Below are 10,691 nucleotides of genomic sequence, written 5' to 3' on the forward strand. Positions count from 1 at the left end.
TCCCATCCCGAACTCAGCAGTGAAACGATGCATCGCCGATGGTAGTGTGGGGTTTCCCCATGTGAGAGTAGGTCATCGTCAAGATTAAATTCCGAAACCCCAATTGCGAAAGCAGTTGGGGTTTTGTTTTGTCCGCAGGAAAGTTCGCCTCCGGGATTTCTATGCAATGGCTCGGGGCGTGGCTATTATGCGGGCCTCATTGTGAGGCGAGACTTGCATGCTGACGTTGTTAAAGCTTCTTAAAGATGGTCGATTTCACTCGGGTGAAGCCTTGGGGGCTGCCCTGGGGGTGAGTCGTAGTGCTGTGTGGAAACAGCTCCAGCATCTAGAGGCAGAATTAGGTCTTTCAATTCACAAGGTCCGAGGTCGTGGTTATCAGCTGTCCACGTCACTGGTGTTGCTTGATCCTTCGGAAATCTTGAGAGCATCTTCCTGTGAGTGGCCGGCCCTCGCTTACGATTCGATCGACTCTACAAATGCAGAGGCGCTACGTCTGATCGAGCGGGGCCAAGCGGCACCATTTCTGGTGCTGGCTGAGCGGCAGACTGCTGGGCGCGGACGACGCGGTCGCAAGTGGGTGAGCCCATTTGCAGAGAATGTCTATTACAGTCTCGTATTGCGTATTGATGGTGGTATGCGTCAGCTAGAGGGATTAAGTCTGGTCGTTGGGCTTGCCGTTATGCAGACATTGCGCGAGCTGAGTATTCCAGGGGTTGGGTTGAAATGGCCTAACGATGTCCTGGTCGGTCAGAAAAAGATCGCCGGGATACTGCTGGAGTTGGTCGGAGATCCTGCTGATGTGTGTCACGTGGTCCTTGGTGTTGGAATTAATGTGAACATGCAGGCGAATGATGAGGTTGATCAGCAATGGACATCCATGCGGCTTGAATCGGGCAAGGTATTTGATCGCAATCATTTGGTCGCAGCGTTGGGTGCGACGCTTCAGAGATACTTGGCTCTTCATCAGGCGGGTGGCTTTTTGGCTATCCAGGCTGAGTGGGAGCAAAATCACTTATGGCAGGGGCGAGATGTGTCGTTGATTGCCGGCGTCAATAAAATAGACGGCCAGGTAGTAGGTATCGATAGTCAGGGAGCATTGCGTCTGAGGGTTGGTGGCGTGGAGAAAGTTTTCAGTGGTGGCGAGCTGAGCCTGAGGTTGCGTGATGATTCTTGAGCTCGACTGTGGGAATAGCTTCATCAAGTGGCGTGTGCTTGCGACAAGCGTCCGGCAGCTGATCGGTGAGGGTGTTGTCGATTCGGATCTCGCGCTGCTGGAAAGTCTGGAGGCGATCACGGGCCTTGCTCTCACTTTTTGCCGGATGGTGAGTGTCAGGACCGCTGAAGAAACTACGGCATTGACGTCGTTGCTATCGGATACCTACAGCGTATCTGTCGTTTGTGCTGCACCAGTGCGTGAGATGGCCGGTGTCCGAAATGGATACGAGGAGTTCGACCGTCTGGGGCTTGATCGTTGGTTGGCGATGCTTGGTGGTTTTCACTTGGCGGCTGGTGCCTGCTTGGTGCTCGATTTCGGTACGGCGGTAACTGCTGACTTCATAGCTGCAGACGGAGAGCATCTTGGTGGTTTCATCTGTCCGGGCATGCCATTGATGCGCAACCAACTGCGTACTCACACTCGTAAGATTCGATACGGGGATCTTGCAGCGGAGCGAGCGCTGGAGGTGCTTGTCCCTGGTCGAACCACTGTCGAAGCTGTCGAGCGTGGCTGTTCTTTGATGTTGCGTGGCTTTGTGCTGACTCAGCTCGAGTTGGCGCGCAGCTATTGGGGAGAAGGGTTCACAGTCTTCCTCACTGGTGGGGATGCGGGTCTGGTTGCTGAGGTGGTGCCTCAGGCCAGAGTCGTTCCGGACCTGGTCTTTGTCGGATTAGCTATGGCTTGCCCTTTGTCCTGAGGTTTTTATGCGTTGGTTGTTTCTGCTGCTACTTGTCCTCAATGGCTTTTATTACGTCTGGCACCAGCAGGAAGCACCTTTGCGTGCGAAAGATGTCACACCGTTGAATTTGTATCGCGGCGCTCAGCAGGATATCCGTTTGTTGAGCGAAGCATCTGAAGCTCCTCGAGACAAAGCGAGGGCGCCTGCGGAGGCTACCTGCCTCTATTTGGGGGGATATGTTCGTCAGGACGCCGCGCAAGCGCTGGAACGACGCTTGAGTGGCATGGAGGTAAAGTTTCAATCTCTGCCCAGGAATGGCGCAGAGCCTTACTGGGTGCGAATCGCGCCTGAGAGCAGGCGTTGGTTGGATGATCTGCAGCTGATAAACCTTTCTAAAGAATTCAATGAGTTAAAACATAAAATAATGCCGTGCGAAGGGGTTGCGCCCACCGAATAGTTTGCATAGAATGGCGCCCGCTCCACAGCGAACACCGGTAACGGGTAGCGATGTGAAGCGAGGTCAACGCAGCTAAGCTCAGGTTTTTAATGAGAAAATGCTTGACAGAAGGCTGGCATGATGTAGAATGCCGGCTCGCTTAGGAGGGGTTCCCGAGCGGCCAAAGGGATCAGACTGTAAATCTGACGTCTACGACTTCGAAGGTTCGAATCCTTCCCCCTCCACCATTTTTAGCGAGAGCTGTAAGCCTCGCGGGTATAGTTTAGTGGTAGAACCTCAGCCTTCCAAGCTGATGATGCGGGTTCGATTCCCGCTACCCGCTCCAAGTTTACAGGTTTTGCACAGTGTTACGCTCTTGTAGCTCAGTTGGTAGAGCACACCCTTGGTAAGGGTGAGGTCAGCGGTTCAAATCCGCTCAAGAGCTCCATATAACAAGGCAGATATGAAAATATCTGCCTTTGTTTTAGGTGGTCGTGGTTGCGCCTTGAGGTGGTTTTTTAAGGTTGCCGGTATCGTGAGGTTCGGTGTTGCAATCAGGGTTTCCTGGTAAGTGTTGTAAAGTCTTTTTCGGGTCGGCATAATGGTCGGCCTGATTTTGTTTTAGGTCAGTAGCTCAATTGGCAGAGCGACGGTCTCCAAAACCGTAGGTTGGGGGTTCGATTCCCTCCTGACCTGCCAGATTCACTCGGTGTATCTGGCTTTCTTTTCACAGGATCTTCATAGATGACTCCTAAAGCTGAAGCTCAAGGCTCTCGTTTCGACCTCCTCAAGTGGCTAGTAGTAGTCGCTCTGGTGGTTGTTGGCGTTGTTGGCAATCAGTACTTTTCTGCTTCGCCGATCCTGTACCGCGTACTCGCATTGCTTGCTATTGCTGCCGTAGCTGCCTTTGTAGGCTTGCAGACGGTCAAGGGCAAGTCTTTCTTTGTACTGGTTAAGGAAGCACGCACCGAGATTCGTAAAGTCGTTTGGCCAACTCGCCAAGAAACCACGCAGACCACGTTAATCGTTGTGGCTGTTGTTCTGGTTATGGCGTTGCTGTTGTGGGGGCTTGATTCCCTGCTCGGCTGGCTTGTTTCCTTGATCGTCGGCTAAGGGTGTCCCGTGGCTAAGCGTTGGTATGTTGTGCATGCTTACTCCGGTTACGAGAAGCATGTAATGCGCTCGCTCATCGAGCGCGTAAAGCTGGCCGGTATGGAAGATGGCTTCGGCGAGATTCTGGTTCCCACTGAAGAAGTGGTTGAAATGCGTAATGGCCAGAAGCGCAAGAGTGAACGTAAGTTCTTCCCTGGCTATGTGCTTGTACAGATGGATATGAACGAGGGTACTTGGCACTTGGTCAAGGACACTCCTCGGGTGATGGGTTTTATCGGCGGTACCGCTGATAAGCCTGCAGCAATTACCGATAAAGAAGCAGAGGCGATCCTGCGTCGCGTCGCTGATGGTAGCGATAAGCCGAAGCCGAAGACGTTGTTCGAGCCGGGTGAGTCGGTACGTGTCAACGATGGTCCGTTTGCTGACTTTACCGGTGTCGTTGAAGAAGTTAACTACGAAAAGAGCCGGATCCAAGTGGCTGTGCTTATTTTCGGTCGCTCTACTCCGGTGGAGCTCGAGTTCAGCCAGGTCGAAAAGGTCTAGTTGAACAAAAATCCCAACCCCGCAGCCGTAGGCTGTGGGGTTTTGTCGTCACTGGGATAAACGCGCAAGTAACCGGGGAGCCTTTCGAGGCGTTTGAACCCGTAATTGGAGTGCCTCATGGCCAAGAAGATTACCGCTTACATCAAGCTGCAAGTGAAAGCCGCTCAGGCTAACCCAAGCCCACCTGTTGGTCCTGCACTGGGTCAGCACGGCGTGAACATCATGGAATTCTGCAAGGCTTTCAACGCCCGTACTCAGGGTCTTGAGCCAGGTCTGCCGACTCCAGTGATCATCACTGTCTACAGCGACCGTAGCTTCACTTTCGAAACCAAATCCACCCCTGCTTCGGTTCTGCTGAAGAAGGCGGCCGGTCTGACCAGCGGTTCCGCTCGTCCGAACACCGTTAAGGTTGGCACTGTGACTCGTGCTCAGCTGGAAGAAATCGCGAAAACCAAAAACGCGGATCTGACTGCAGCTGATATGGAAGCAGCCGTGCGTACTATCGCCGGTTCTGCTCGTAGCATGGGCCTTAACGTGGAGGGTGTGTAATGGCTAAGCTGACCAAGCGTCAAAAGGCTATCGCCGGCAAAATCGAAGCAGGCAAGGCCTACAACTTTGTAGACGCCGCTGCATTGCTGGCTGAGCTGTCGACTGTCAAGTTCAGCGAGTCGTTCGACGTTGCTGTAAACCTGGGTGTTGACCCGCGTAAATCCGACCAGGTCGTTCGTAGCGCTACTGTGCTGCCACACGGCACTGGCAAGACCGTTCGCGTTGCAGTGTTCACCCAAGGTCCAGCTGCTGAAGCTGCTCTGGCTGCCGGCGCTGACCGTGTAGGCATGGACGACCTGGCTGCCGAAATGAAAGGCGGCGACCTGAACTATGACGTAGTGATCGCATCCCCGGATGCAATGCGCGTTGTGGGTCAGTTGGGTCAGATCCTCGGTCCACGTGGTCTGATGCCTAACCCTAAAGTCGGCACCGTAACTCCAGACGTAGCTACCGCGGTTAAAAACGCCAAGGCTGGTCAGGTTCGTTATCGCACCGACAAAAACGGCATCATCCACACTTCCGTTGGCAAGATCGGCTTCGACGCCGTCAAGCTGAAGGAAAACGTTGAAGCCCTGATCGCTGATCTGAAGCGTATCAAGCCAGCTTCTTCGAAAGGCATTTACGTCAAGCGCGTTACCCTGAGCACCACTATGGGCCCAGGTCTGGTCATCGACCAAGGCTCGCTCGACGCGTAAGACACAGATTGGCGTAAGTAATTGCGCCAATTGAAAAATTGGGGTCCCTGCCTGGCGGGGGCTATCCAAGACCGTAGGCGACGAAAGTCTTAAACCTCAAGCCTACGCAGATGGTGCTCCCGGTTCCTTACCGAATCAGACACCAAAACGACATCCGGTTTCGACCAGATGAAACGGTAACAAGCAGGAGTTAAACCCGTGGCAATTAAACTCGAAGACAAGAAGGCCATCGTCGCTGAAGTCAACGAGGCTGCCAAAGTCGCTCTGTCCGCTGTCGTGGCTGATGCCCGTGGCGTAACAGTAGGCGCGATGACCGGACTCCGTAAAGAGGCTCGTGAAGCTGGCGTTTACGTACGTGTTGTACGTAACACCCTGCTCAAGCGCGCTGTTGCTGACACTGAATTCAGTGTTCTCAACGACGTGTTCACTGGCCCTACCCTGATTGCGTTCTCCAAAGAACATCCAGGCGCTGCTGCCCGGATTTTCAAAGAGTTCGCAAAGGGTCAGGACAAGTTCGAGATCAAGGCAGCTGCGTTCGAGGGCAAGTTCCTCGCAGCTAACCAAATCGACGTACTGGCAACTCTGCCGACCCGTGACGAAGCAATTTCTCAGCTGATGAGCGTGATTCAAGGCGCTACCAGCAAATTGGCTCGTACTCTGGCGGCAATTCGCGACCAGAAAGAAGCTGCTGCAGCCTAAGGCTCGTCAACTTCTCGCGTTTTTTGTTTTTTTCGATGGTCGCGTAGGCCGTCCCCAATATCAGGAATTAGATTCATGTCTATCTCTCAGAACGATATCCTTGAAGCAGTTGGCAACATGTCCGTAATGGAAGTTGTTGAGCTGATCAAAGCTTTCGAAGAAAAATTCGGTGTTACCGCTGCTGCTGCTTCGGCTGGTCCAGCTGCTGCTGCCGCTGTTGTTGAAGAGCAAACTGAATTCAACGTCATGCTGCTGGAAGCTGGCGAGAAGAAAGTTAACGTGATCAAGGCAGTACGTGAACTGACCGGTCTGGGCCTGAAAGAAGCCAAGGCTGTAGTTGACGGCGCTCCTGCCATGGTTCTGGAAGCAGTGACCAAAGATGCTGGCGACAAAGCCAAAGCAGCTCTGGAAGAAGCAGGCGCTAAAGTCGAGCTGAAGTAAGCATCGACTTTGCGTCTCCAGCCCGAGCGTTAAGCGACAGGCTGATGGCTGGTGGCTCTTGCCACCGGCCTTTTTCCGTTATTGGCAGCCGACTGGGTCGGTGCCGATAACGTGCTGTAACCACCCGATGCGGTGGCGCAAACCATGGGGTTTGCACGATTTTCTGGCTGCTCCCGTCGGGAGGGGCCAAACAAGCAGGTGACCAAGCTGGGGAACGCTGATGGCTTACTCATATACTGAGAAAAAACGTATCCGCAAGGACTTTAGCAAGTTGCCGGACGTCATGGATGTGCCGTACCTCCTGGCCATCCAGCTGGATTCGTATCGTGAATTCTTGCAAGCGGGAGCGACTAAAGATCAGTTCCGCGACGTGGGCCTGCATGCGGCCTTCAAATCCGTTTTCCCGATCATCAGCTACTCCGGCAATGCTGCGCTGGAGTACGTCGGATATCGTCTGGGCGAACCGGCTTTTGATGTCAAAGAATGCGTATTGCGCGGTGTAACTTACGCCGTACCTTTGCGGGTAAAAGTGCGCCTGATCATTTTCGACAAAGAGTCGTCGAACAAAGCGATCAAGGACATCAAAGAGCAAGAAGTCTACATGGGTGAAATCCCCCTGATGACTGAGAACGGTACCTTCGTAATCAACGGTACCGAGCGTGTAATCGTTTCCCAGCTGCACCGTTCCCCGGGCGTGTTCTTCGACCACGACCGTGGCAAGACGCACAGCTCCGGTAAACTGCTGTACTCCGCGCGTATCATTCCTTACCGCGGTTCGTGGCTGGACTTCGAGTTCGACCCGAAAGACTGCGTATTCGTGCGTATCGACCGTCGTCGCAAGCTGCCTGCATCGGTACTGCTGCGCGCGCTCGGATATACCACTGAAGAAGTGCTCGACGCGTTCTATACCACCAACGTTTTCCACCTGAGCGGCGAAACCCTCAGCCTGGAACTGATTGCTTCGCGTCTGCGCGGTGAAATCGCTGTTCTTGATATTCAGGACGAGAAGGGCAAGGTCATCGTTGAGGCTGGTCGCCGTATTACTGCGCGCCACATCAACCAGATCGAAAAAGCCGGTCTCAAGACCCTGGAAGTGCCTCTGGACTACGTCCTGGGCCGCACTACCGCCAAGGCCATCGTGCATCCGGCAACTGGCGAAATTCTGGCTGAGTGCAACACCGAGCTGAACACCGAGATCCTGGCAAAAATCGCCAAGGCCCAGGTTGTTCGCGTCGAGACTCTGTACACCAACGATATCGACTGCGGTCCGTTCGTCTCCGACACTCTGAAGATCGACTCCACCAGCAACCAATTGGAAGCGCTGGTCGAGATCTATCGCATGATGCGTCCAGGCGAGCCGCCAACCAAAGACGCTGCCGAGACTCTGTTCAACAACCTGTTCTTCAGCCCTGAGCGTTATGATCTGTCTGCGGTCGGCCGGATGAAGTTCAACCGTCGTATCGGTCGTACCGAGATCGAAGGTTCGGGCGTGCTGTGCAAGGAAGACATCGTCGCGGTACTGAAGACCCTGGTCGACATCCGTAACGGTAAAGGCATCGTCGATGACATCGACCACCTGGGTAACCGTCGTGTTCGCTGCGTAGGCGAAATGGCCGAAAACCAGTTCCGCGTTGGCCTGGTACGTGTTGAGCGTGCGGTCAAAGAGCGTCTGTCGATGGCTGAAAGCGAAGGCCTGATGCCGCAAGACCTGATCAACGCCAAGCCAGTGGCTGCGGCGGTGAAAGAGTTCTTCGGTTCCAGCCAGCTGTCTCAGTTCATGGACCAGAACAACCCGCTATCCGAGATCACTCACAAGCGTCGTGTCTCTGCACTCGGCCCTGGTGGTCTGACTCGTGAGCGTGCCGGCTTTGAAGTTCGAGACGTTCACCCAACGCACTACGGTCGTGTTTGCCCGATCGAAACGCCGGAAGGTCCGAACATCGGTCTGATCAACTCCCTGGCCGCTTATGCGCGCACCAACCAGTACGGCTTCCTCGAAAGCCCGTATCGTGTGGTGAAAGACGCTCTGGTCACTGACGAGATCGTGTTCCTGTCCGCCATCGAAGAAGCTGATCACGTGATCGCTCAGGCTTCGGCCACGATGAACGACAAGAAAATGCTGATCGACGAGCTGGTAGCTGTTCGTCACTTGAACGAGTTCACCGTTAAGGCGCCGGAAGACGTCACCTTGATGGACGTTTCACCGAAACAGGTTGTTTCGGTGGCTGCGTCGCTGATCCCGTTTCTCGAGCACGATGACGCCAACCGCGCGTTGATGGGTTCGAACATGCAGCGTCAGGCTGTACCAACCCTGCGTGCTGACAAGCCGCTGGTGGGTACCGGCATGGAGCGTAACGTTGCCCGCGACTCCGGCGTTTGCGTCGTGGCTCGTCGTGGTGGTGTGATCGATTCCGTAGACGCCAGCCGTATCGTGGTTCGTGTTGCTGATGATGAAGTCGAGACTGGCGAAGCCGGTGTTGATATCTACAACCTCACCAAGTACACCCGCTCCAACCAGAACACCTGTATCAACCAGCGTCCGCTGGTTCGCAAGGGTGATCGGGTTCAGCGCAGCGACATCATGGCTGATGGTCCGTCCACCGATATGGGTGAGCTGGCTTTGGGCCAGAACATGCGCATCGCGTTCATGGCCTGGAACGGTTACAACTTCGAAGACTCCATCTGCCTGTCCGAGCGTGTGGTTCAGGAAGACCGCTTCACCACGATCCACATCCAGGAACTGACCTGTGTGGCTCGTGACACCAAGCTTGGGCCTGAAGAAATCACTGCAGACATCCCGAACGTCGGTGAAGCTGCACTGAACAAGCTGGACGAAGCCGGTATCGTTTACGTAGGTGCTGAAGTTGGCGCAGGCGACATCCTGGTTGGTAAGGTCACTCCGAAAGGCGAGACCCAGCTGACTCCGGAAGAGAAGCTGTTGCGTGCAATCTTCGGTGAAAAAGCCAGCGACGTTAAAGACACTTCCCTGCGTGTACCTACCGGTACCAAAGGTACTGTCATCGACGTACAGGTCTTCACCCGCGACGGCGTTGAGCGTGATGCTCGTGCACTGTCGATCGAGAAGTCCCAGCTGGACGAGATCCGCAAGGACCTGAACGAAGAGTTCCGTATCGTTGAAGGTGCTACTTTCGAACGTCTGCGTTCCGCTCTGGTCGGCCACAAAGCCGAAGGCGGCGCCGGTCTGAAGAAAGGTCAGGACATCACCGACGAAGTTCTCGACGGTCTTGAGCACGGCCAGTGGTTCAAGCTGCGCATGGCTGAAGATGCTCTGAACGAGCAGCTCGAGAAGGCTCAGGCCTACATCGTTGATCGTCGCCGACTGCTGGACGACAAGTTCGAAGACAAGAAGCGCAAACTGCAGCAGGGCGATGACCTGGCTCCAGGCGTGCTGAAAATCGTCAAGGTTTACCTGGCAATCCGTCGTCGCATCCAGCCGGGCGACAAGATGGCCGGTCGTCACGGTAACAAAGGTGTGGTCTCCGTGATCATGCCGGTTGAAGACATGCCGCACGATGCCAATGGCACCCCGGTCGACGTCGTCCTCAACCCGTTGGGCGTACCTTCGCGTATGAACGTTGGTCAGATCCTTGAAACCCACCTCGGCCTCGCGGCCAAAGGTCTGGGCGAGAAGATCAATCGCATGATTGAAGAGCAGCGTAAAGTTGCCGAGCTGCGTAAATTCCTGCACGAGATCTATAACGAGATCGGCGGTCGTCAGGAAAGCCTCGATGACTTCTCGGACCAGGAAATCCTGGATCTGGCTCAAAACCTGCGTGGCGGCGTTCCGATGGCCACTCCAGTGTTCGACGGCGCCAAGGAAAGCGAAATCAAGGCCATGCTGAAACTGGCGGACCTGCCAGAAAGCGGCCAGATGCAGCTGACCGACGGCCGTACCGGCAACAAGTTCGAGCGCCCGGTTACCGTTGGCTACATGTACATGCTGAAGCTGAACCACTTGGTAGACGACAAGATGCACGCTCGTTCTACCGGTTCGTACAGCCTGGTTACCCAGCAGCCGCTGGGTGGTAAGGCGCAGTTCGGTGGTCAGCGTTTCGGGGAGATGGAGGTCTGGGCACTGGAAGCATACGGTGCCGCTTACACTCTGCAAGAAATGCTCACAGTGAAGTCGGACGATGTGAACGGCCGTACCAAGATGTACAAAAACATCGTGGATGGCGATCACCGTATGGAGCCGGGCATGCCCGAGTCCTTCAACGTGTTGATCAAGGAAATTCGTTCCCTCGGCATCGATATCGATCTGGAAACCGAATAACACGTGACGCGAATCGAGAGCGGGGC

Annotated in this window: 10 protein-coding genes and 4 tRNA genes; all 14 read left to right on the forward strand. The window is 54.7% G+C overall.

From position 1 onward, the window contains the following. Window positions 1–217: 217 nt before the first annotated feature. The 14 genes from birA to rpoB all read left to right on the forward strand — a co-directional run bounded on the left by birA (window position 218) and on the right by rpoB (window position 10,665). The gene (gene birA, locus CKW15_RS21225) at window positions 218–1,174 is read left to right on the forward strand and encodes a bifunctional biotin--[acetyl-CoA-carboxylase] ligase/biotin operon repressor BirA (protein ID WP_095059517.1); all 957 of its coding nucleotides are present in this window, start codon (window positions 218–220) and stop codon (window positions 1,172–1,174) included. After that, entirely contained in the window at window positions 1,164–1,913 is a 750-nt protein-coding gene (locus CKW15_RS21230) for a pantothenate kinase (protein ID WP_095059516.1), read from the forward strand. Before birA ends, CKW15_RS21230 begins: the two co-directional genes overlap by 11 nt. A 7-nt stretch (window positions 1,914–1,920) precedes the next feature. Beyond that, window positions 1,921–2,352, forward strand: a complete 432-nt coding sequence (locus CKW15_RS21235; RefSeq protein WP_095059515.1) for a hypothetical protein — start codon at window positions 1,921–1,923, stop codon at window positions 2,350–2,352. Between the two features lie 142 nt (window positions 2,353–2,494). Further along, window positions 2,495–2,579 (forward strand) — tRNA-Tyr (locus CKW15_RS21240). A gap of 24 nt (window positions 2,580–2,603) precedes the next feature. After that, window positions 2,604–2,677 (forward strand) — tRNA-Gly (locus CKW15_RS21245). A gap of 26 nt (window positions 2,678–2,703) precedes the next feature. Continuing rightward, window positions 2,704–2,779, forward strand: a tRNA-Thr gene (locus tag CKW15_RS21250). 175 nt (window positions 2,780–2,954) lie between these two features. Then, window positions 2,955–3,030 (forward strand) — tRNA-Trp (locus tag CKW15_RS21255). A gap of 45 nt (window positions 3,031–3,075) precedes the next feature. Further along, window positions 3,076–3,444, forward strand: coding sequence for a preprotein translocase subunit SecE (gene secE, locus CKW15_RS21260; protein ID WP_007984402.1), 369 nt, complete (start codon window positions 3,076–3,078; stop codon window positions 3,442–3,444). A gap of 9 nt (window positions 3,445–3,453) precedes the next feature. Next, entirely contained in the window at window positions 3,454–3,987 is a 534-nt protein-coding gene (nusG, locus tag CKW15_RS21265; RefSeq protein ID WP_095059514.1) for a transcription termination/antitermination protein NusG, read from the forward strand. A gap of 117 nt (window positions 3,988–4,104) precedes the next feature. Next, a complete protein-coding gene (gene rplK / locus CKW15_RS21270; RefSeq protein WP_007933726.1) occupies window positions 4,105–4,536 on the forward strand; it encodes a 50S ribosomal protein L11 in 432 nt (143 codons plus the stop codon). Continuing rightward, complete coding sequence (gene rplA / locus CKW15_RS21275) at window positions 4,536–5,231, forward strand: 50S ribosomal protein L1 (protein ID WP_095059513.1); 696 nt, start codon at window positions 4,536–4,538, stop codon at window positions 5,229–5,231. The genes rplK and rplA overlap by 1 nt, the downstream gene beginning before the upstream one ends. A 198-nt stretch (window positions 5,232–5,429) precedes the next feature. Then, window positions 5,430–5,930, forward strand: a complete 501-nt coding sequence (gene rplJ, locus CKW15_RS21280; protein ID WP_007970413.1) for a 50S ribosomal protein L10 — start codon at window positions 5,430–5,432, stop codon at window positions 5,928–5,930. A gap of 75 nt (window positions 5,931–6,005) precedes the next feature. Then, the gene (gene rplL, locus CKW15_RS21285) at window positions 6,006–6,371 is read left to right on the forward strand and encodes a 50S ribosomal protein L7/L12 (RefSeq protein WP_095059512.1); all 366 of its coding nucleotides are present in this window, start codon (window positions 6,006–6,008) and stop codon (window positions 6,369–6,371) included. Window positions 6,372–6,591: 220 nt separating this feature from the next. After that, on the forward strand, window positions 6,592–10,665 hold the full coding sequence (gene rpoB, locus CKW15_RS21290; RefSeq protein ID WP_095059511.1) for a DNA-directed RNA polymerase subunit beta: 4,074 nt from the start codon (window positions 6,592–6,594) through the stop codon (window positions 10,663–10,665). Window positions 10,666–10,691 lie beyond the last annotated feature (26 nt).

The sequence above is a fragment of the Pseudomonas sp. Irchel s3b5 genome (assembly GCF_900187435.1).
In the GTDB taxonomy this organism is placed as follows: Bacteria; Pseudomonadota; Gammaproteobacteria; order Pseudomonadales; family Pseudomonadaceae; genus Aquipseudomonas.

What these genes read in the sequence shown, in the direction of transcription:
- birA (WP_095059517.1), top strand. Translation starts at nt 218, where the DNA reads ATGCTGACGTTGTTAAAGCTTCTTAAAGATGGTCGATTTCACTCGGGT.
- CKW15_RS21230 (WP_095059516.1), top strand. Translation starts at nt 1,164, where the DNA reads ATGATTCTTGAGCTCGACTGTGGGAATAGCTTCATCAAGTGGCGTGTG.
- CKW15_RS21235 (WP_095059515.1), top strand. Translation starts at nt 1,921, where the DNA reads ATGCGTTGGTTGTTTCTGCTGCTACTTGTCCTCAATGGCTTTTATTAC.
- secE (WP_007984402.1), top strand. Translation starts at nt 3,076, where the DNA reads ATGACTCCTAAAGCTGAAGCTCAAGGCTCTCGTTTCGACCTCCTCAAG.
- rplK (WP_007933726.1), top strand. Translation starts at nt 4,105, where the DNA reads ATGGCCAAGAAGATTACCGCTTACATCAAGCTGCAAGTGAAAGCCGCT.
- rplA (WP_095059513.1), top strand. Translation starts at nt 4,536, where the DNA reads ATGGCTAAGCTGACCAAGCGTCAAAAGGCTATCGCCGGCAAAATCGAA.
- rplL (WP_095059512.1), top strand. Translation starts at nt 6,006, where the DNA reads ATGTCTATCTCTCAGAACGATATCCTTGAAGCAGTTGGCAACATGTCC.
- rpoB (WP_095059511.1), top strand. Translation starts at nt 6,592, where the DNA reads ATGGCTTACTCATATACTGAGAAAAAACGTATCCGCAAGGACTTTAGC.